The following is an 18,714-nucleotide window of genomic DNA, read 5'->3' on the forward strand; positions in this document are numbered from 1 at the left end:
ACGAATCGCAAACCGACCGGGCAGTCTCAATCCTCTTCGGGCGGCTGCGCGCGCGCATTGCTGTAGTAGATCTCGTCGCAATAGGCGCGTTCATGATCTTCCATGCATTCGCGCCATTCGCGGCCGAGCCGTTCCTCTTCCTCGCGAATCTCCCTGCCCCGATTGCGATCGGCTTCGTCCTGGCTGGTCGTCGCCCAGTCGGCGGCCTGACCGACCGCCTTGAACGGCGCGGTGACGACGCTCGCGGCGGTTCGCGCGATGCAGCCGCTCAGCAGCAGCGCCATCAGGGTCACGATCATGATACGCATAACACTCTCCAAAAAGGGCACAAAATGGCCGATGCCGGTTACGATCCGTTCCCCATGGCATAGCCGCCATAACAGATCATGTGCAACGATGCGCCTTTTTCGGCGAATTGCGCTGGACGTCCGCAAACATTCATGGTTGATCGGTATCACGCTATTCAGACCCCCAATCAGCAGGAGCCCATCATGACGATCAGCGAAGGCGACACCCTCCCCAAGACCAATTTCGTGACGATGACCGAAAACGGCCCGCAGCCGGTCGATCACGACGCGTTTTTCGACGGACGAAAGATCGCGCTCTTCTCCGTACCCGGCGCCTTCACGCCGACCTGCTCGGCCAAGCATCTGCCCAGCTATGTCGAAAAGGCCGACGAGCTGAAGGCCAAGGGTATCGACGAGATCGCGACGACGGCCGTGAACGACGCCTTCGTGATGGGCGAATGGACCAAGGACGCCGACCAGGTGACGGCACTCGCCGACGGCAACGGCGAATTCGTGGAAGCGGTCGGCCTGACGATGGACGGCACCGGTTTCGGCATGGGCACGCGCGGCCAGCGTTTCTCGATGGTGGTCAATAACGGCGTGGTCGAGACGCTCAATGTCGAGGCGCCCGGCGAATACAAGGTCAGCTCGGCCGAATATATGCTCGGTCAGCTTGACTGAGGCGGAACGCACGGAAGCCGTAACCGCGGTCGTCGAGGCACTCGACCGGCATTATCGGGAGAGCATCGACCGGCTGCGCGATGCCGTGCGCGCCTATATCGAAAACGGCACGCCGCCCGATCCCGATATGCGCCGGTCGGGCGGCTTCGCCTATCCCGAAATCCGGCTCAGCTATGGCGGCGAAGGACCGGCGGAGGACCGGCGGCCACGCTCCTACGGCCGGCTGCCCGAAGCCGGGGACTATGCGATCACCGTCACGCGGCCTGAACTGTATCGCGACTATCTGGCCGAACAGCTCGGCATCCTGATGGCCGATTACGGGGTGAGCGTCGATGTTGCGCCCAGCCATCAGGAAATCCCTTTCCCCTATGTGCTCGACGGCAGCGGTATCGAGCTTGGCGAATTGCGGGCCGAGGAGCTGGCCCGGCATTTCCCGGCCACCGAACTCGCGCATATCGGCGACGAGCTGGCCGACGGACTGTGGGACAGCGAGCGCGCCAGATACCGGCCGCTGGCGCTGTTCGATGCGTTGCGCACAGATTTCAGCCTCGCCCGGCTGCGCCATTACACCGGCACCCCGCCCGAGCATGTGCAGCGCTATATCCTGTTCACCAACTATCAGCGCTATGTCGACGAGTTCGTCGAGTGGGGCTGCGAGCAGCTCAAGAATGGTGACCGGTACCGGACGCTCTCCGGCGCGGGCGGGATCGAGCTGACCTGCGACGATGCCGATCCGGCGGCGCTGGAAACCGCCGCTGCGGCACGCAAACACCAGATGCCGGCCTATCACCTGACCGCCGAGGGCCGGGGCGGGATTTCGATCGTCAATATCGGCGTCGGCCCGTCCAACGCGAAGACGATCACCGATCATCTCGCGGTGCTGCGCCCCGAGGCCTGGCTGATGATCGGCCATTGCGGGGGCTTGAGGCCCAGCCAGCGGATCGGCGATTATGTGCTCGCCCATGCCTATCTGCGCGATGACAATGTGCTCGATGCGGTGTTGCCGCCCGAAATCCCGATCCCGCCGATCGCCGAGGTCCAGCAGGCGCTCGAAGCCGCGGCGCGCAGCGTGACCGGCGAAGAGGCCGATGCGCTGAAGCGGCGCATGCGCACGGGCACGCTGGTGACGACCGACGACCGCAACTGGGAGCTTCGGTACAGCCAGTCGGCGTTGCGCTTCTCGCTCTCGCGCGCCGTCGCGATCGATATGGAATCGGCGACGATCGCCGCTCAGGGCTATCGCTACCGGGTGCCCTACGGCACCCTGCTCTGCGTGTCGGACAAGCCGCTCCATGGCGAGCTCAAGCTGCCCGGCCAGGCCAATCTCTTCTACGATCGCGCGGTGCGCGAGCATATCGAGATCGGCATCGCCGCGGTCGCCGAACTGCGCGCCTTCGGAACCCGGCTGCACAGCCGCAAGCTGCGCGCTTTCGACGAACCGCCCTTCCGCTAGGCGGGATATGTGCTAGGCCCGTTCAGGGTCGTTACAGCTGCGAAAGCATAGTCCTCCGTCCTGCGATGGAACGGAATGCCGTTTCGCGAATTGGTTAGACAATAGGACATCACGCCACAGGAGGCCCGAACATCATGGCAAGCAAACCGACCAAACCCGCCGCGAAACCGGCAGCGAAAAGTACGGCGAAAGCGCCGCCCGCCGAAAAGCCCGGCATGACCGACAAGATCAGCGCCACGGCCAAATCCGCAGCCGGCAAGGCTGGCGAGACGGCCAAGGGCGCGGCCGCCAAAGTCAGCGAAACCGCAAAAGGCACGGCGACCAAGGTGGGCGAGACCGCCAAGGGAGCGGCCGGCAAGGTCGGCAGCGGCGCGAAGACCGTCGGCGAGACGGTCAAGAAGCACCCGATCAAGACCGCCGCCGCGGTCGGCGGCGTCGCCGCGGCAGCCGCCGGCGCCGTGGTCGGCAAGAAAATGTACGACAAGCGCAAGGATGCGAAGGCCACACCGCCCAAGGTGAAGCCGCGGGCCGACTGAACGCGGTACCAAAACCGGAACCGGGGCGGTGGTCGATCCGGCTGCCGCCCCTTTTTTACGCGCTTTCGAGCCCGACCAGCCGGGCGCTATCGTCCCATAACTTGCGCGCGGCCGCCGCGTCGCGCGCCAGATCGGAGGGTTCGGCCTTCACCAGATCGGGGCCGCGCACCGACCAATAGTCGCCCTGCCCGCGCGCATAGCGATCGTCGACGGCCAGGTCCGCGAGGTAGCGGCCGGAGCGCGGGACGGTGCTCGTCCGGTCGCGCGCCATCAGCAGCGGAATGACGCGCGAGACGATCGCCATCAGCCATTTCGGATAGTCCCGCGCCAGTCCCGTCGTCGGAACATAGCCGGGATCGTAGGACAGGGCAGTGAATTCGGGATGGCGGGCGGCAAACTCGCGCGCCGTCATGATGTTGCAGAGCTTGGAGGATGAATAGGCGCGGGCGCAGAATTTGCGCGTGCCCTTCGCCGGATTCGGATCGCGTTCGGGATAGGCTAGCCATTCGGCCTCGGCATGGTCGGGCGGCGTGACCGGTGTATTCTCGGCCGGATCGTGCGTGCCGCTGCCGGTCAGGACGACCCGCGCGCCCGGCGCGAGCGAACCGGTCAGCAGCCGCAACATCAGGTAATGGGCGAGATGGTTGACTGCGAACGTCCGCTCGAAGCCGTCGGCGCTCTTTTCGGGTCTGGCCAGCTGAAGTCCGGCATTGAGAAGCAGCCGGTCGACCGGGCCCCTTTCCCGCACCGCATCGGCAAAGCGCCGCTCATTCTCGAGACTGTCCATGTCGAGCGGCAGCACGGTCAGCCGCTCGCTCTGCGGGAGACCGCTGGCACCGCTACGCGATCCGATGGTGAGATGCACGTCCGCGCGTTCGAGCAGGATCTTCGCCGCCTCTTCGCCGATCCCCGAAGTCGCGCCGGTCATCACGATATGCATGCTCTGCTCCTGATTGGTCAACCAACCAATTTATGAGCCAGACCAACCACCGGGTCAAGTGGTGGGACAGGCGCGGGGATCAGTCTTTGGCGATCATCTCCCGGACCGCGCCTTCCCATACGTCGAACGTCTCACGCATGGGATAGCCCGGCTGGCTGAGCCAGGAGAGCATGATGCCCTCGAACGAGGATTTGGCCGTCCGGGCGATCGCATGATGCCGTTCGCCCGGCTTCGCCGCCCTCATATGCGCAGCGAAAATCTGCGCCATGGAGTCCTGGGCACGGGCGTTGGCCTGTGCCAGCTTCTCGCCCAGAGCCGGATCGTTCATCGCGCGCACCGCCAGTCCGAGCCGAACCCGAAACAGGTCGCGATGCGCCTCCAGATTGTCGCGGATGAAATCCGCGTAAGCGGCCAGCACCCGATCGGGCGGCGTGTCCGCGAGCAGCCCGCGCAGCCGGTCCAGATAGGTTTCGAGGCCGCGTTCGACCGCCGCCTCGAGAACCTCGTCCTTGGTCTTGAAATGATAATGAAGGAGGCCGGGCTTCACCCCGGCCTCGGCGGCGATCGCCTTGACGCTGGCCGCATCCAGGCCGTCGCGGGCGACGACACGGAATGCGGCATCGATCAGGCGATCCCGGGTGGACGGAGCGGTCATGGGATCAGACTAGCAGCTGAGATGACAGGCGTGTCAATTCGGCGTATTACCGTTCGAGCGCGTAATCGACCCACAACTCAACGCTTGTCTCGATCTCGCCGATCGCGAAAGGCGCGATGCGGCTGGCAGTGACGATGATGGCATTGCTGCTTTCGAATTGTGGATTGCGCTCGCTCGCTTGCAGAACGCGACCGACACGCATCCCGAAGGCGGAAGCATAATCCTCAGCTTCCAGTCGGGCAGCCTCCACAGCTCGAGCGCGCGCCTCTCGCAAAGCAGCCTCAGGGTTCGCCAGCGACAGTTGTGGTCCGTCGATATCATTGGCTCCATTCTCCGACATCAGCGCGTAAACTGCCGGAATATGCTCAAGCTCATCGAGCATGACGGTCACCCGATTTGACGCGACATAGCCGACGATCTCGACATCCGAGGGTGCACGAATATTCCGATCATCCCTGTAGCGCGGTTCGACGCTAACGCGACGGGTCTCGATCGTCACAATCGGGACGTTTTCACCCCGCAAGGCGTCGATCAATCGGTTCGCCAGCACGTTATTGGCCCCGATCGCGTCCAGCGCTGTCGTTCCTGAGGTCACCACTGCAGCGTCGAACGTCGCACGATCCGGTGCAGTTCTGACGACGCCTTCCGCCTCGACCTTGAGAAGGATCTCACCGGTCTGCAACTGGACGCTCTGCGCCGCAACGGGCGCCGAGATGAACAGCAGAAGCCAGGTTACCAACCGCATTCCCGGCCTTCATTCTGCCCCTGGAGCCAGGTCTGGAGCGGCTCGAAATAGGCGAGTAGCGGCTCGGCCGACATTTCGCGGGTCCCGGTGAACGCTTCCAGCGCTTCGGGCCAGGGCCGCGAGGAGCCCATTTCGAGCATCGCGTTCAGCCGCGCGCCGACTTCCTCGTTGCCATAGAAGGAGCAGCGATGCAGCGGCCCTTCCCAGCCGACCTGCTCGCAGGCTGCCTGGTAGAACTGGAACTGCAGGATCCGTGCGAGGAAATAGCGGGTGTAGGAGACACTGTTCGGCACATGATATTTGGCGCCCGGGTCGAAATTCGCCTCGGTCCGCTCGACCGGGGGCGCGATGCCCTGATAGCGCAGCCGCATCTCGTTCCATGCCGCGTTGTAATTATCGGGCGTGATCGAACCGTCGAAGACGCCCCAGCGCCAGCGGTCGATCAGCAGGCCGAAGGGCAGAAAGGCGACCTTGTCCATCGCCTGGCGGAGCAACAGGCCGAGATCGCGATCCGGGCCCGGCACATCGGCCTCGTCGAGCAGGTCGACCTGCACCAGATATTCGGGCGTGACGCTCAGCGCGATCATATCGCCGATCGCCTCGTGGAAGCCGTCATTCGCGCTGTTCTGGTAAATCAGCGGCTGCTGGTTATAGGCGCGCTGATAGTAATTATGCCCCAGCTCGTGATGCACGGTGACGAAATCGTCGGCATTGACGCGCGTGCACATTTTGATGCGCAGATCGTCGACGCTGTCGATGTTCCAGGCGCTGGCATGGCAGACGACGTTGCGATCCCGGGGTTCGGTGATCTGCGAACGGGTCCAGAAGGTTTCGGGCAGCGGATCGAAGCCGAGCGAGCTGAAAAAGGCCTCGCCCGTCCGGACGATCCGCTCCGGCGTGTAGTCAGCCGCGGCCAGAAGTTCGGTCAGGTCGTAACCGACATCGCCCGCCCGTTCCGGCGCGACGATCTCGTAGATATTGCCCCATTCCTGCGCCCACATATTGCCGAGCAGATCGGCGCGGATCGGGCCGTTTTCCGCCTGCACTTCGTCGCCATATTCCTCGTTGAGTTCGGCGCGGACATAGCAGTGCAGTTCTTCGTAGAGCGGGCGGGTCTCGTTCCAGAGCCGCTCGGTCATGGCGGCGAACTCGTCCGGCGTCATGTCGTAGCCCGAACGCCAGAGATCGCCGACATTGTCATAGCCGAGCTCGGTCGCGCCCTCATTGGCGATGGTCACGATACGCGAATAATTGTCGCGCATATCGGCGGCGTCATTGTGCCAGCTGGTCCACATCTCGGCGAGCAGCGCGGGATCGCGGACGGTGCCCATCCGGGCCTCAGCCTCGTTGCCGTTGATTTCCTCTCCGTTCATCGTCGCCCGGCCGGTCGAATAGGCGGTGCTCAGCGCCGTTGCGAGTTCGTTGAGTTCGGCGGCGGCCCTATCGCGGGTCGGCGCCGGCATGCCGATCCCCGAGCGCAGCTGATCGAGCTGGCGGCTGGTATCGTAATCGAGCCCGTCGACCTCGGCATATTCGGCCGCCTGATTGGCGAGCCGCACCAGCATCTGCGTGATCAGGGTACCGAAATAGGTATTCAGCGCGTCGGTATCCTGGTTGAGATAGGTCGAATTGACCCAGGCCGCGCGGGACGAGATGGTGAAGAGATCGCGCATCTCGACCATCGACTGATCGAGAAACGCGCGCGCGGCCTCGGGCGTGCGCTCGGCGGCCGGCGCCTCGTGATTGTCGGCCAGCGCCGGCGTGGCGGCGAGGACAGCGCCGAGCGCGAGCGCGGATGCGCCGATTTTCGCAAAGATTTTCATGGAACATGCTCTCCGTAAGACGTTTCTATGGCGCGCGTTTGACCAAGGCGCTTGCCGACGGTCAAGGGCCGTTCGTCGAAAGCCTAGGCGGGTTTGCCAAGCCAGTCGGCGAGCGCCGCGCCGAATTCGGGTTTCACGATGCAGCTCATATGGCCGCCCGGCACTTCGCGGTGATCGGCATTGGGGATCAGCGCCGCGAGATCTTCATGGCTGCCATTGTCCCGATCTTCCTCGCCGGCGAGAATGAGCGTCGGCACCGCGATCGCCCGGATCGCCGCTTCCGGCGTGTTGGTGAAAACGTTGAGGACCTGCAGCAGCGCCTCGGGATCGCCCTTGGTCGTCTTCAGGAACGCTTCGGCCATCCATTCGGGCGAATGTTTGGGATGGTTGCCGAGATCGGTCAGGACATGCCGGAAATGATCGGCCCGGCTCGCGAGGCTCGTGAGGCCAGACAGCCCCATGCCCGAAATGATCAGCCGGGCCGGGCGCGCGCCCAGCACATGCATTCGGACGACCGTCCGCGCGCCGAGCGAATAGCCGCCGAGATCATAGTCGGTCAGCCCGAGATGCGTGACCAGCGCCAGTCCGTCCCGCGCCAATATGTCCGCCGGATAGGCTGCCGGATCGTGCGGTTTTGCGCTGTCGCCATGCGCGCGCAGGTCCGGCATGATCAGGCGATAGCCGTTGGCCGCGATCGTCTCGGCATGGCCGTAGCGGATCCAGTTGGTGACGGCGTTGGAGAAAAAGCCATGCAGGAGGACGAGCGGCCGCCCGTCGCCCATTTCCCGATAGGCCAGCCGGTAGCCGTCCTGACTGCTGAAGCAATGGACCGGCGGATCAATCGGGGAGTTTGCCAACTTTTTCCTTCCAGCGTTTGACGATCGGTTCGTATTCGTCCGCCCGGTGGCGGTTCAGGCTGCGCGTATCCAACCAGGCCTGATGCATACCCTCGACGCCGAAATGATGTTTCGGAACGAACCCGAAAGGATCGTCGATCGATCCGACCGTGATGTCCATCTTGTCGCTGTCGGGAAACTCGAAACCGAGCGGCGTCCCGCATTGCGAACAGAAGGCCCGACGCGCGATCGGCGAGCTTTCATACCAGTCGGGTTCGGTTTCCCACTCGACGCTCGCCTTGGGCAGGTTCTTGAACGCGATCGATACGCCGCCCGTCGCGCGCTGGCACATCCGGCAGTGACACAGATAAGCGTCGCGATCGTCGATCGTGGCCGTGTAGCGTATCCGGCCGCACTGGCAGCCGCCCTTTATCGTCTCAGGCATCAGCGCCTCCCAATCCCAATATCGTCATCCATTCCTGCTGCGTTTCCGGCTGCGTATCGTACAGGATCGCGTCCTCGGGCAGAACCAGCCAGGGTTGTTTGCTCCTCACCCACAAATGTGCGCGCGGAACCAGCGCACTGCTCTCGTCCAGCGTCCCCGCGCGGAGCACGACAATCCCCGGACGCGCCGTGTTCTCGGCATATATGCGGACCGCGCATTTTGCGCAGGTCCAATAGGATACGGCGATTCCGTCGGCCGTTTGTCGCTGGCCCTTTCCGAGTTCGCCTTTCACATCGAGCATCGTCCCGAACAACGGCATTTGCAGCCCGAACGCGCTACCCGACTGGGTCTGGCAATCGGTGCAATGACAGGCGTAGCAAGCGGGCATCGGCTCGGTTTCGATGCGATAGCGCACCGCGCCGCACAGACATCCGCCCTCGATGCTCACCGCTCTTCCAGCCCCTTCTGCTTCAATCGCCAGATTGCGACATCGATCCGGTCCTGTCCGAAAAACGGTTCGCCCTCGAAGACCAGCGTCGGCACGCCCCAATGGCCGGCGGCCTCCAGCGCCTCCTGGTTCGCGGCGATCTCGGCGTCGAGTGCGTCCGGCTCGGCTAGCGTTTCGGCATCGAGTTCGGCCAGATCGAGGCTTGCGCGTGCCGCTGCATCCTTCAGATGATCGCCTTCATGCCAGTTTTCGGTTCCGCCCCAGATAATCTGCGAAACCTCGTCGGCAAAAGCGAGCCCCTTGCCGCGCCGCGCGGCCGCCTGGCCGAGCCGGGTCAACCGATAGGCATAGGGCTGGTCCTCGGCGATCTTGCGTGTCGCCATGTCCTGGACGATCGGATCGGGGCGCGGCGGCGCCATCGGGATCTTCAGAAATTGCGAGAGGCGCATGACGTCGACCAGGGTGTAGCGCAGCCAGTTGGGATGGTTGCGTTCGAAGAAATCGGGTTCGCGGATCGCGAGCGGATAGACGGGCCTCAGCGCGATATCGATGTCGTGGCTCTCGGTCAGCGCGCGATAGCGGCGGGTCGCCAGATAGCTGTAGGGGCTGCGGAACGACCAGTAGAGATCGGCGTGCAGGGTCATCTCGGCATATCCTCCGCTATTCGCCGGCACCGGAACCCGGCATTAACGGGCTGATAAGCCGAAAACCATAACAGGGCCACTGTGACTCAAAAGACTCACTTTTTCCGTCTTTTTCCAAAAAGTCTCGCCAAGACCCAAAGTCTGTGCGATTTTCGGCGTTCGTCTGGGAGGATGGGGCAAAGTGGCCGAACAGGACCCGCAGATAAGGGTGGACACGATGGCTGAACAGGGAACGGCCGAACGCAAGCGGTCGCCTGTGCGGCTGATCGCGATGCTGATCGTACCGGCGCTGGTGATCGGGATCGGCGCCTACTGGTATATCACGTCGGGCCGCTACGTCTCGACCGACAATGCCTATGTCCAGCAGGACATCGTCGAGATCAGCCCGGAAGTCGGCGGCCGGATCGTCGCCGTTCTGGTCGAGGAGAATGAACAGGTCGAGGCCGGCGATATCCTGTTCCGGATCGATCCCGAACCCTATCGCATCGCTGTCCAGCAGGCCGAAGCCGATATCAGCGATGCGCGGCTCGCACTCAGCCAGGCCGAAACGGCGGTTTCGACAAGTGGCGTCGACATCTCGACGGCGCAGGCCAATGTCGAGTTCGCCCGGCGCAATCTCGCCCGCGAGCGCGAACTGATGGAGCGCGGCTTCAACACCCGCGCACGTGTCGAATCCTTCGAAAACCAATTGTCCGACGCGCGGGCGCGGCTGAATGCCGCCCGGGCCGCGCAGATGGACGCCCGCGCTGCCGTCGGCAGCGCGGGCAGCCGCAGCGCGCGTTCCGAATTTCCCGCCGTCGCTGCCGCGATCGCTCGGCGCGAAGAGGCCCAGCTCAACCTCGAGCGCACGGTCGTCCGCGCGCCGGTGAGCGGCACGATCAGCGAGGTCGACCGGCTCCAGATCGGTCAGATGGCGAGTCCGGGAACCGCAGTCGTGAGCATCGTCGCGCGCAACGAGACCTGGATAGAGGCGAACTTCAAGGAAACCGATCTCGACCGGATGCGGGTCGGCCAGCCCGCCCGGATCACCTTCGACGCCTATCCCGATCTTGTCGTGCCGGGCCGGGTCGGCAGCATCGGCGCGGGCACCGGCGCCGAATTCTCGATCCTCCCCCCGCAAAATGCCACCGGAAACTGGGTGAAGGTCACCCAGCGTGTGCCCGTGCGCATCGAGATCGAGGGCACGCCAGCGCGGCAGATGATCACCGGCCTCAGCGCCGATGTCCGCGTCGATATCCGCGACGATGGCGAGCGCTAAGTCGCACAAGATAATTCCGTTCGGGCTGAGCTTGTCGAAGCCCTGCCTTTCTGTCCTTTGGCATGGAAGGAGTAAGGACAGCCCTTCGACAAGCTCAGGGCAAGCGGTAGGGGAATGGAATGGCTAGCGCCGCCTCCGATAAGCAAGCTGCGCCCGACGGCGACGCCCTTCTCCCGGTCCGTTACAAGGGGCTTCTGACCTTCGCCATCATGATGGCGATGATGATGCAGATCCTCGATACGACGATCGCCAATGTCGCTCTCCCGCACATGCAGACGAGCCTCGGCGCGACGATCGACACGATCGCCTGGGTTCTGACCAGCTATATCGTGGCGACGGCGGTGGCGATCCCGATCACCGGCTGGCTCGCCGACCGGATCGGATCGCGCAACCTGTTCCTCTGGGCGGTCGCCTTTTTCATCGTGACCTCGATGTTGTGCGGCGCGGCGACCAGCCTCGAACAGATGGTCACCTTCCGCATCATGCAGGGGATCGCAGCGGCCTTTATCGGCCCGATCTCGCAGACCGCGATGCTCGATATCAACCCGTCGCACAAGCATGGCCAGGCTATGGCGATCTGGAGCCTCGGCGCAGTGTTGGGGCCGATCCTGGGCCCGCTGATCGGCGGCTATATAACCGAATATTACAACTGGCGCTGGGTGTTCTACGTCAACCTGCCGATCGGCACGCTGATCCTCGTCATGCTCTGGTTCCTGTTGCCGAGCCGCCCGATCAGCCGGCGCGGCTTCGACCTGTTCGGTTTTTCGATGTTCGCGCTGGGCCTCGCGGCGCTCCAGCTCGTGCTCGATCGCGGCCAACAGCTCGATTGGCTCGACAGCACCTCGATCTGGATCGGCATCGGCTGCATCATCATCGGCTTCTGGGTGTTCATCGTCCATATGCTAACCGGTAAAAACACGCTGCTGACCCCAGCCATCTTCACCGACCGCAACCTGGTCGGCTCACTGATATTCGTCGCTTTTGTCGGCGTCGTGGTGTTCGCGATCATCGCGCTGATCGCGCCGATGCTGCAGGGCGTGCTCGACTATCCGGTGATCACCGCGGGTTACCTGCTGGCGCCGCGGGGACTCGGCGTGATCGTCGCCATGGGCGTCGCCGCGCGGCTGATGAACGTGATGGATGCGCGGATCATCCTCGCCGTCGGCTGGGCGATCACGGCCTGGTCCTGCTACATGATGACGCACTGGATGATCGGCATGGACTCCGGCCCGATCATCACCGTGGGCGTGATCCAGGGGCTCGGCATCGGCTTCATCTTCGTGCCGCTCAACGTCATCGCTTTCGCCACCCTGCCGGTCAGCCTGCGACCCGAGGGCGCGGCACTGATGAACCTGCTGCGCAATGTCGGCGCGTCGATCGGTATTTCGATCACCGCGAGCAATGTCGCGCGCAACCTGCAGATCAGCCATGCCGATCTCGGCGAGCATATCACCCCTTCAACGGTGCCATCTCTCCGCCTCGAACGGCTGAACCTTCCCGCAGAACAGGTCGCGGCCCTGCTCGATAACGAGATCAACCGCCAGGCGCTGATGATCGGCTATATCAACAATTTCTGGCTGATCATGTGGGGCTGCATCATCGCAGTCCCCGCCTCGATGCTGCTCAAGAAGCTGCCCAAGACCGGCACCGCTAGCGTAGACGAAGCGGACCCGGACCGCGAACCGCAACCGGCCGAATAGCTACGCCGCTTTTTGCAAATGCCGCCGGCCGAGCAGCTCGGCGACCTGGACGGCATTGAGCGCCGCGCCCTTGCGCAGATTGTCCGAAACGCACCAGAGGACCAGCCCGTTCTCGACTGTCGGGTCTTCGCGGACACGGCTGATGAAGGTTGCGCCGTCGCCGACGCATTCGACCGGCGTCACATAGCCGCCATCCTCGCGCTTATCGACGAGCATGATGCCCGGCGCCTCGCGCAGGATATTCTGGGCCTCTTCGGCCGACAACTCGTTTTCAAACTCGATATTGATCGCCTCGCTATGCCCGACGAACACCGGTACGCGGACACATGTCGCGCTCAGCTTGATCTTCGGATCGAGGATCTTTTTCGTCTCGACGACCATCTTCCATTCTTCCTTGGTCGAACCGTCGTCCAGGAAGGCGTCGATATGCGGGATCACGTTGAAGGCGATCTGCTTGGTGAACTTCTTCGCTTCGGCCTGGTCGCCGACGAAGATGTCGCGCGACTGGTTGAAGAGCTCGTCCATGCCGTCCTTGCCCGCGCCAGATACCGACTGATAGGTCGAGACCACGACGCGCTTGATCGTCGCGGCGTCATGCAGCGGCTTCAGAGCGACGACCATCTGGGCGGTCGAGCAATTGGGGTTGGCGATGATATTCTTCGCGAGATAACCGTCGATCGCCTCGGGATTCACCTCGGGCACGATCAGCGGGACGTCCGGGTCCATTCGGAAAAGCGAGCTATTGTCGATCACCGTGCAACCGGCCTCGGCCGCCTTGGGCGCATATTCTTTCGCCGGGCCCGATCCCGCCGCGAACAGCGCAATATCCCAGCCGGAAAAATCGAAATGCTCGATATTGCGGCATTTGAGCATCGTGCCGGTTTCGCCGAATTCGACTTCGACGCCCTGCGACCGCGGCGAGGCGACGGCCGCAACCTCGTCCGCCGGAAATTCGCGCTCGGCGAGGCAGGCGAGCATTTCGCGCCCGACATTCCCCGTCGCTCCGACTACCGCTACCCGATAACCCATGGTGTTATTCCTCTGTTCGAGCGTGGGGAACTAGCGCGACTTCGGGCATTCGCCAAGACAAACATTGTTGCGGTGCAATAAATTTGGCTTTCCGTAGCGTCATTGCGTGATCGCGTCGATCGGAGTACCCTTTGGACCATCGAAATCCGGGGGCCGCAAACGGCAGGCGTTTCTGCCGACGGAGATCGCTATGTCCCAGGAAGCCTCGCTCGACACCACGCCGGCCACCGTTCCCCTGCCCGTGCGAACGATCACCGCCGTCGATCTGAACGAAAGTCTGGCCGCAGGTTATGCGGATTTCAAAGCGAAACGCGGCGATCTGATCTTCGTCGGGCTGCTCTATCCGCTCGTCGGCGCCGTCGCTTCGGTCGTGATGACCGGCAGCGACATATCGATGCTCTTTCCGCTCTTCGCGGGCCTCTCGCTGCTCGGCCCGCTCGTCGCGACCGGTTTCTACGAACTGGCGAAACGGCGCGAAGCCGGCCGGGATTCGAGCTGGTGGCATTTCTTCGGCGTTCTGAAAAACCGGTCGATCCTGTCGATCGCCGCGGTTGGTGTCGGGCTGCTGGCCATCTTCGGCGCCTGGCTGGCAGCGGCGGCGCTGATCTACACCTTCTTCTTCGGACTGCAGCCGCCGGGGACCGCCGCCAATTTCGCCGAGATGGTCCTGACGACCCAGGCCGGCTGGGGCATGATCGTCGTCGGCAACCTTGTCGGCCTCCTGTTCGCGATCGTCGTGCTCGCGGTCAGCGTGGTTTCGCTGCCGTTACTGGTCGACCGCAAGGTCAGCGCCGAACGCGCGGTCGCAACGTCGCTCGCCGCATTCCGCCGCAATCCCGCGGTGCTGCTGCGCTGGGGGGTTACGGTCGGCTTGATCCTCACCGTGGCGGCGATACCGCTGCTGATCGGGCTCGCGGTGGCGCTGCCGGTGCTCGGCTACGCCACCTGGCACCTCTATACCCGGCTCGTCGACCGGGACGAGCTGGCGCGGATGGGCCGATAGCGACAAGGGAAAGCCTTTTCTCCCTATAGTTTGACATGTCTTTCGTGATGTTGTGTATTGCAACGGCAATACAGTGGAAGGACATGACGTGATAAAACGATGGGCGATGATTGCCGCTTTGCTCGTAACCGGAACCGGCGCGACTGCGCAGACGGCCGCGGTCGAGGATGTGCTGGGCGAGGCGGTGCGGGCGAGCATGCTCGACATCGCGCGCGACGCCGAGGGCAACCTTTATGGATCCGGCTGGGACCGGCTCATGACGGATGCGGCCGAGGCGCAATTCTTCCTTATCGGCGAACAGCATGCGACCGCCGATATCGCCGAGATTTCCGCCGCCATCCATCGCGGTCTCGCCCAGCGCGACTATGAATATATGGCAGTCGAGATCGGCCCCTGGTCGACCCGCTATGCCGAGCAGCTGATCCGCGAAAATAACGATGCGGTAGCGGCGATCGGCGATGCCCCGGGCGGCGGCTTCGCCCTGCCCTTTCTCTTCTTTGCCGAGGATGCCGAATTGACGGCCCAGGCGGTTCGCCTGTCGTCGGCCTCGTCCCACGCGTTGTTTGGCCTCGACCAGGAATTCATCGCTGCGGGGCCCGTGCTGGCGTTGCGGCTCGAAGAACTGGTCCGGACCGATGAACAGCGAAGTGTGGTGGCAGCCTTTGCCGAGGCTACGGCGGCGAATGTCATGTATCTGGGTACCGCAGAACCCGAGCAGTTCGCACCATTGAGAACCGCTTTCGATGCGGGCGAAGACGCCGAAGCGCTCGCGCTCGTCGATGCGATGCTGCTTTCCAACGAGATCTACGGCCCGTTCGTGCGGCAAACCGGGCCGATTTACCCGGCCAATCTCGCGCGCGAAAACTATATGAAGCGCAACTTTCTCGACCAATTCGCACGGATCGAGGAACGCGACGGCCACCCGCCGCGCATATTCTTCAAATTCGGCGCCAGCCACATGATGCGCGGACACAGCACCACCAATGTCCCCGCGCTCGGCGATTTTCTCGTCGAATGGGGCCGGACGCGCGAATTCGGCCTGGTCAATGTCATGATCGATTGCCGGGACGGCAGCGTGGTGGACGTCCGCTCGGGCGCGATATCGCCTTGCCAATCCTATATGCTCGAAGAGGGCTCGCTGTTGGGCGAGGCCGCCGATGGGCGAGCACTGACCCTGATCGACCTGCGGCCGCTGCGGTCGCTCATCCGCTCGAGCACCGAAATCGACGATGCCTCGCGCGACATGATCTTTGCGTTCGACTATTATCTCGCGGTTGCCGATGTGCGGCCCGCAACCGTTATTCCCGCGCCCATCGTGCCAGCGGAATAGCAAAAGGGCCGCCCCGCGGGACGGCCCTTTTCATCGTCTCAATTCGTTCGCGCGATCTCAGCTGTCGGCGGCTTCCGGCGCTTCGGCCTTGATCGTGTTCTTCTCGCGATCGTCGCGCTTTTCCGCGATGCGGGCGGCTTTACCGGTACGGCCGCGCAGATAGTAGAGCTTGGCGCGACGCACGATGCCGCGCTTGAGCACCGTCACGCTGTCGACATTCGGGCTGTACAGCGGGAATACGCGCTCGACGCCTTCGCCGAACGAGATTTTTCGAACCGTGAAGCTCGATCCCATGCCGCGATTGGTGCGCGCGATGCACACGCCCTCGAAATTCTGAATACGGGTGCGATCACCCTCGACGACTTTCACGCCCACGCGCAGCGTATCGCCCGCCTTGAAATCCGGGAGCTTCTTGTCGCTCGTAATGCTCTCGATGGCTTCCGCCTCGAGTGTCTCGATGAGATTCATCTCATTCGTCCTTTGCTTTATCGCGTTGCGCGCCAGAGGGCGACTGATCCGGAGCGCCACTATAGAGCTCCCAAAGATCCGGCCGCCGTGACCGTGTTATCTCTTCGGCCTGGCGTTTCCGCCATGCCGCAATTTTCGCATGATCCCCCGATCGCAACACTTCAGGGATACTGCGCCCTTCCCATTCAACAGGCCGGGTGTAATGCGGATATTCGAGAAGCCCCTGTTCGAAGCTTTCCTCATCGCCGCTTGAAGCCGCGCCCATTACCCCGGGAAGCAGCCTGATGCAAGTGTCGAGCAGCGCCAAAGCGCCGATTTCGCCGCCCGACAATACATAATCGCCAATCGAGACTTCCTCAACCGGGCGAGCTTCGAAAATACGCTCGTCAAACCCTTCGAAACGACCGCACAGGATCGTGACGCCGGGGCCGGTCGAAAGCGCGCGTATCCGGGATTGCGTCAGCGGCTTTCCGCGCGGCGACATGGCCAGCACCGGGGCATTTGGCTGGCGCTCCAGCGCCTCGTCAACGGCTCCCGCGAGCACATCGGCCTTCATGACCATGCCCGCACCGCCGCCAGCTGGCTTGTCGTCCACCGTATGATGCTTGTCGGCCGCGAAATCCCGGATTTGCAGAGTCTCCAGCGACCATTTCCCCTCGTCCCGCGCCCGTCCGGCAATTGAATGGCCAAGCGGCCCCGGAAACATCTCGGGATAGAGGGTGAGGATGGTCGCGGCGAAGGCCATGGTCTGATCAACTCGCAAGCGCAAAGCCTGTCAAGATTCTCCTCTAAACAGCCCGGATCGGGAAGAGCTTGTCATTATGGAGCACCCCGCCCTGCGACAGGAGCTGCGCAATTGCCTTCTGCTCGTGGATGGTCGCCTCCTCACCCAAATCCGGCGGGTTGTTTGCGCTCAGAAACTGGACCGTCAAAAAGGGGGCCAGACAACCGAAGAGAAGCGTACAGCGCTCTATATGAAACGCCGAGGTCACGACACTGCATGCGCTGCAGCCATGATCGGCCGTATACCGAGCAATCATCGCAACATCTTCGACTGTGTTACCGCTTTCAAGACCCGTCTTGCTGATGGCCTCCTCCGGAACGCCTTCCAACAACAGGTCTCGCCGCACATAGACCCAATGCGGCCGGGGTCCCCGATTGAAATGCGCGCCATGGCCACCAGTCGGGACGATAAGGGGACGGCGACCGCTCGCCAGCCTATCTTTGCAAATAGATGCCGCGGTTTCCACTCGCGCGCGCGCAAGCTGGGAAAGTCCGCCATTTTCGTCGTTCGGCGCACCTAATATGAAAATGGGATCGATCTCATTCATCACAAAAATCGGGCGAGATGATGATCGGATCGCCGAGCGTTAGCGCCTCCACTCGAACCGGCACCATGAAATCCGAACCATCCGGCTTGCGAATTTCCAGAATATTGCCCGCGCCGAAATTTTCGACGGCGATGACTTCGCCCACCGGGTCACCGCTTTCGGTAACGCAGGGCAAGCCAACGATGTCGGCATGATAATATTCGCCCTCCTCGAGCGGCGGTAGCGCCGAACGTGGCACGGTCAGCTCCTTGCCGCGCAGCGCCTCGGCGGCGGTGCGATCGGCGATCTCGGCGAACCGCGCGATCGGCATTTTGCCGGTTTCGCGCACGGATTTGAGCGTGAGCGATTGCCCGTCCGCCCCGAACGTCGTGTAACGTTTGAAGCTGTCCAAGCTCTCGGAGAACAGCTTGAGACGCACCTCGCCGCCAATGCCATGCGCTCCGGCAATGGCGGCGAGGGTAATGCGCTTTTCGGCCAAGGCTTAACTCTTGGCTTCTTCTTTCTCCGCGTCTTCGGGAGCGGCTTCGTCGCCCGCACCGGGTTCGGCGGCTTCGGACGCCGGGGTCTCGGCTTCTGCCGGCTCTTCGGCGGTCTTCTCTTCCGTCGAAGCCTCTTCGGCAGCGGCTTCCTCAGCAGGCGCCTCTTCCGCAGCGGCGCCTTCAGCCGGAGCCTCGGCTTCTTCGGCCGGCGCTTCCTCGGCCGGAGCGGCAGCGGCTTCAGCGACGACCTTTTCCTTCTCGGAACGCTCCTCGGCGCGTTCCTTGGCCTTGTCACCCGGTTCCGCCTTTTGCGGGTTGTTGCGCGCCGGGCGTTCCATGATGCCGGCTGCATCGAGGAAACGCATCACCCGGTCGGACGGCTGCGCGCCCACCGACAGCCAATGCTTGGCACGATCCTCGTCGAGCTTCACGCGCTCGGGATTGTCCTTGGCGAGCAGCGGGTTATAGCTGCCGATCCGCTCGATAAACTTGCCGTCCCGCGCCTTGCGGGAATCCGTCACGACGATCTTGTAGTAAGGCCGCTTCTTGGCGCCACCGCGCGACAGCCGAATTGCTACTGACATTGATATTTCCTTCTTTAAAAAATCCAAATTCAATTCAAA

Annotated in this window: 22 protein-coding genes; 7 read left to right on the forward strand and 15 right to left on the reverse strand. The window is 63.1% G+C overall.

Annotation, left to right across the window (positions count from 1 at the left end; all coding sequences use genetic code 11):
• Positions 1–26: 26 nt before the first annotated feature.
• Positions 27–308 carry a YceK/YidQ family lipoprotein gene (locus HFP57_RS17965; RefSeq protein WP_246263342.1) on the reverse strand — a complete coding sequence of 94 codons (282 nt, stop codon included), beginning with the start codon at positions 306–308 and terminating at the stop codon, positions 27–29.
• A gap of 183 nt (positions 309–491) precedes the next feature.
• Between HFP57_RS17965 and HFP57_RS03965 the strand changes: the two genes are divergently transcribed.
• The 3 genes from HFP57_RS03965 (at position 492) to HFP57_RS03975 (ending at position 2,957) form a co-directional block, all read left to right on the forward strand.
• Complete coding sequence (locus HFP57_RS03965; protein WP_176868579.1) at positions 492–968, forward strand: peroxiredoxin; 477 nt, start codon at positions 492–494, stop codon at positions 966–968.
• Positions 961–2,421, forward strand: coding sequence for an AMP nucleosidase (locus tag HFP57_RS03970; protein ID WP_246263344.1), 1,461 nt, complete (start codon positions 961–963; stop codon positions 2,419–2,421). The genes HFP57_RS03965 and HFP57_RS03970 overlap by 8 nt, the downstream gene beginning before the upstream one ends.
• A gap of 215 nt (positions 2,422–2,636) precedes the next feature.
• Positions 2,637–2,957 carry a hypothetical protein gene (locus tag HFP57_RS03975; RefSeq protein ID WP_176868581.1) on the forward strand — a complete coding sequence of 107 codons (321 nt, stop codon included), beginning with the start codon at positions 2,637–2,639 and terminating at the stop codon, positions 2,955–2,957.
• Positions 2,958–3,012: 55 nt separating this feature from the next.
• Here HFP57_RS03975 and HFP57_RS03980 read toward each other — a convergent pair whose 3' ends face one another.
• From HFP57_RS03980 to HFP57_RS04015, 8 genes are all read right to left on the reverse strand, one after another.
• Positions 3,013–3,897 (reverse strand): SDR family NAD(P)-dependent oxidoreductase, encoded by an 885-nt coding sequence (locus HFP57_RS03980; RefSeq protein WP_176868582.1) that lies wholly within the window; start codon positions 3,895–3,897, stop codon positions 3,013–3,015.
• Positions 3,898–3,976: 79 nt separating this feature from the next.
• Positions 3,977–4,552, reverse strand: coding sequence for a TetR/AcrR family transcriptional regulator (locus HFP57_RS03985; RefSeq protein WP_176868583.1), 576 nt, complete (start codon positions 4,550–4,552; stop codon positions 3,977–3,979).
• A 46-nt stretch (positions 4,553–4,598) separates the two neighbouring features.
• A complete protein-coding gene (locus tag HFP57_RS03990; protein ID WP_176868584.1) occupies positions 4,599–5,297 on the reverse strand; it encodes an SIMPL domain-containing protein in 699 nt (232 codons plus the stop codon).
• On the reverse strand, positions 5,285–7,120 hold the full coding sequence (locus HFP57_RS03995) for a M2 family metallopeptidase (protein ID WP_176868585.1): 1,836 nt from the start codon (positions 7,118–7,120) through the stop codon (positions 5,285–5,287). Before HFP57_RS03995 ends, HFP57_RS03990 begins: the two co-directional genes overlap by 13 nt.
• An 83-nt stretch (positions 7,121–7,203) precedes the next feature.
• Entirely contained in the window at positions 7,204–7,977 is a 774-nt protein-coding gene (locus tag HFP57_RS04000) for an alpha/beta fold hydrolase (protein ID WP_218135070.1), read from the reverse strand.
• Positions 7,958–8,401, reverse strand: coding sequence for a GFA family protein (locus tag HFP57_RS04005; RefSeq protein WP_176868586.1), 444 nt, complete (start codon positions 8,399–8,401; stop codon positions 7,958–7,960). The genes HFP57_RS04000 and HFP57_RS04005 overlap by 20 nt, the downstream gene beginning before the upstream one ends.
• The gene (locus HFP57_RS04010; protein ID WP_176868587.1) at positions 8,394–8,849 is read right to left on the reverse strand and encodes a GFA family protein; all 456 of its coding nucleotides are present in this window, start codon (positions 8,847–8,849) and stop codon (positions 8,394–8,396) included. The genes HFP57_RS04005 and HFP57_RS04010 overlap by 8 nt, the downstream gene beginning before the upstream one ends.
• Positions 8,846–9,493, reverse strand: a complete 648-nt coding sequence (locus tag HFP57_RS04015; protein WP_176868588.1) for a 2-hydroxychromene-2-carboxylate isomerase — start codon at positions 9,491–9,493, stop codon at positions 8,846–8,848. Before HFP57_RS04015 ends, HFP57_RS04010 begins: the two co-directional genes overlap by 4 nt.
• A gap of 217 nt (positions 9,494–9,710) precedes the next feature.
• Here HFP57_RS04015 and HFP57_RS04020 point away from each other — a divergent pair, with 217 nt between their 5' ends.
• On the forward strand, positions 9,711–10,751 hold the full coding sequence (locus tag HFP57_RS04020; RefSeq protein ID WP_246263346.1) for an HlyD family secretion protein: 1,041 nt from the start codon (positions 9,711–9,713) through the stop codon (positions 10,749–10,751).
• Between the two features lie 119 nt (positions 10,752–10,870).
• Positions 10,871–12,451 (forward strand): DHA2 family efflux MFS transporter permease subunit, encoded by a 1,581-nt coding sequence (locus tag HFP57_RS04025; protein ID WP_176868589.1) that lies wholly within the window; start codon positions 10,871–10,873, stop codon positions 12,449–12,451.
• Here HFP57_RS04025 and HFP57_RS04030 read toward each other — a convergent pair whose 3' ends face one another.
• Positions 12,452–13,480, reverse strand: a complete 1,029-nt coding sequence (locus HFP57_RS04030; protein ID WP_176868590.1) for an aspartate-semialdehyde dehydrogenase — start codon at positions 13,478–13,480, stop codon at positions 12,452–12,454. It abuts the gene before it with no gap.
• 190 nt (positions 13,481–13,670) lie between these two features.
• Between HFP57_RS04030 and HFP57_RS04035 the strand changes: the two genes are divergently transcribed.
• Both HFP57_RS04035 and HFP57_RS04040 read left to right on the forward strand, forming a co-directional pair.
• Entirely contained in the window at positions 13,671–14,483 is an 813-nt protein-coding gene (locus HFP57_RS04035; protein WP_176868591.1) for a DUF2189 domain-containing protein, read from the forward strand.
• A 106-nt stretch (positions 14,484–14,589) separates the two neighbouring features.
• Positions 14,590–15,813, forward strand: coding sequence for a hypothetical protein (locus HFP57_RS04040; RefSeq protein ID WP_176868592.1), 1,224 nt, complete (start codon positions 14,590–14,592; stop codon positions 15,811–15,813).
• A gap of 57 nt (positions 15,814–15,870) precedes the next feature.
• Here HFP57_RS04040 and rplS read toward each other — a convergent pair whose 3' ends face one another.
• Genes rplS through rpsP form a run of 5 tightly spaced genes read right to left on the reverse strand, consistent with a single transcriptional unit; the run spans position 15,871 to position 18,675 of the window.
• The gene (gene rplS / locus HFP57_RS04045; RefSeq protein ID WP_176868593.1) at positions 15,871–16,281 is read right to left on the reverse strand and encodes a 50S ribosomal protein L19; all 411 of its coding nucleotides are present in this window, start codon (positions 16,279–16,281) and stop codon (positions 15,871–15,873) included.
• Between the two features lies 1 nt (position 16,282).
• Positions 16,283–17,026 carry a tRNA (guanosine(37)-N1)-methyltransferase TrmD gene (trmD, locus tag HFP57_RS04050; RefSeq protein ID WP_176871137.1) on the reverse strand — a complete coding sequence of 248 codons (744 nt, stop codon included), beginning with the start codon at positions 17,024–17,026 and terminating at the stop codon, positions 16,283–16,285.
• 43 nt (positions 17,027–17,069) lie between these two features.
• Positions 17,070–17,612, reverse strand: a complete 543-nt coding sequence (locus tag HFP57_RS04055; protein WP_176868594.1) for a YdcF family protein — start codon at positions 17,610–17,612, stop codon at positions 17,070–17,072.
• A complete protein-coding gene (gene rimM, locus HFP57_RS04060; RefSeq protein ID WP_176868595.1) occupies positions 17,605–18,090 on the reverse strand; it encodes a ribosome maturation factor RimM in 486 nt (161 codons plus the stop codon). Before rimM ends, HFP57_RS04055 begins: the two co-directional genes overlap by 8 nt.
• A 3-nt stretch (positions 18,091–18,093) precedes the next feature.
• Entirely contained in the window at positions 18,094–18,675 is a 582-nt protein-coding gene (gene rpsP / locus HFP57_RS04065) for a 30S ribosomal protein S16 (protein ID WP_176868596.1), read from the reverse strand.
• Between the last annotated feature and the right edge of the window lie 39 nt (positions 18,676–18,714).

The sequence above is a fragment of the Parasphingopyxis algicola genome, from assembly GCF_013378075.1.
Taxonomy (GTDB): domain Bacteria; phylum Pseudomonadota; class Alphaproteobacteria; order Sphingomonadales; family Sphingomonadaceae; genus Parasphingopyxis; species Parasphingopyxis algicola.

What these genes read in the sequence shown, in the direction of transcription:
- HFP57_RS17965 (WP_246263342.1), bottom strand. Translation starts at nt 308, where the DNA reads ATGCGTATCATGATCGTGACCCTGATGGCGCTGCTGCTGAGCGGCTGC.
- HFP57_RS03965 (WP_176868579.1), top strand. Translation starts at nt 492, where the DNA reads ATGACGATCAGCGAAGGCGACACCCTCCCCAAGACCAATTTCGTGACG.
- HFP57_RS03975 (WP_176868581.1), top strand. Translation starts at nt 2,637, where the DNA reads ATGACCGACAAGATCAGCGCCACGGCCAAATCCGCAGCCGGCAAGGCT.
- HFP57_RS03980 (WP_176868582.1), bottom strand. Translation starts at nt 3,897, where the DNA reads ATGCATATCGTGATGACCGGCGCGACTTCGGGGATCGGCGAAGAGGCG.
- HFP57_RS03985 (WP_176868583.1), bottom strand. Translation starts at nt 4,552, where the DNA reads ATGACCGCTCCGTCCACCCGGGATCGCCTGATCGATGCCGCATTCCGT.
- HFP57_RS03990 (WP_176868584.1), bottom strand. Translation starts at nt 5,297, where the DNA reads ATGCGGTTGGTAACCTGGCTTCTGCTGTTCATCTCGGCGCCCGTTGCG.
- HFP57_RS03995 (WP_176868585.1), bottom strand. Translation starts at nt 7,120, where the DNA reads ATGAAAATCTTTGCGAAAATCGGCGCATCCGCGCTCGCGCTCGGCGCT.
- HFP57_RS04005 (WP_176868586.1), bottom strand. Translation starts at nt 8,401, where the DNA reads ATGCCTGAGACGATAAAGGGCGGCTGCCAGTGCGGCCGGATACGCTAC.
- HFP57_RS04015 (WP_176868588.1), bottom strand. Translation starts at nt 9,493, where the DNA reads ATGACCCTGCACGCCGATCTCTACTGGTCGTTCCGCAGCCCCTACAGC.
- HFP57_RS04020 (WP_246263346.1), top strand. Translation starts at nt 9,711, where the DNA reads ATGGCTGAACAGGGAACGGCCGAACGCAAGCGGTCGCCTGTGCGGCTG.
- HFP57_RS04025 (WP_176868589.1), top strand. Translation starts at nt 10,871, where the DNA reads ATGGCTAGCGCCGCCTCCGATAAGCAAGCTGCGCCCGACGGCGACGCC.
- HFP57_RS04030 (WP_176868590.1), bottom strand. Translation starts at nt 13,480, where the DNA reads ATGGGTTATCGGGTAGCGGTAGTCGGAGCGACGGGGAATGTCGGGCGC.
- HFP57_RS04035 (WP_176868591.1), top strand. Translation starts at nt 13,671, where the DNA reads ATGTCCCAGGAAGCCTCGCTCGACACCACGCCGGCCACCGTTCCCCTG.
- HFP57_RS04040 (WP_176868592.1), top strand. Translation starts at nt 14,590, where the DNA reads ATGATTGCCGCTTTGCTCGTAACCGGAACCGGCGCGACTGCGCAGACG.
- rplS (WP_176868593.1), bottom strand. Translation starts at nt 16,281, where the DNA reads ATGAATCTCATCGAGACACTCGAGGCGGAAGCCATCGAGAGCATTACG.
- trmD (WP_176871137.1), bottom strand. Translation starts at nt 17,026, where the DNA reads ATGGCCTTCGCCGCGACCATCCTCACCCTCTATCCCGAGATGTTTCCG.
- HFP57_RS04055 (WP_176868594.1), bottom strand. Translation starts at nt 17,612, where the DNA reads ATGAATGAGATCGATCCCATTTTCATATTAGGTGCGCCGAACGACGAA.
- rpsP (WP_176868596.1), bottom strand. Translation starts at nt 18,675, where the DNA reads ATGTCAGTAGCAATTCGGCTGTCGCGCGGTGGCGCCAAGAAGCGGCCT.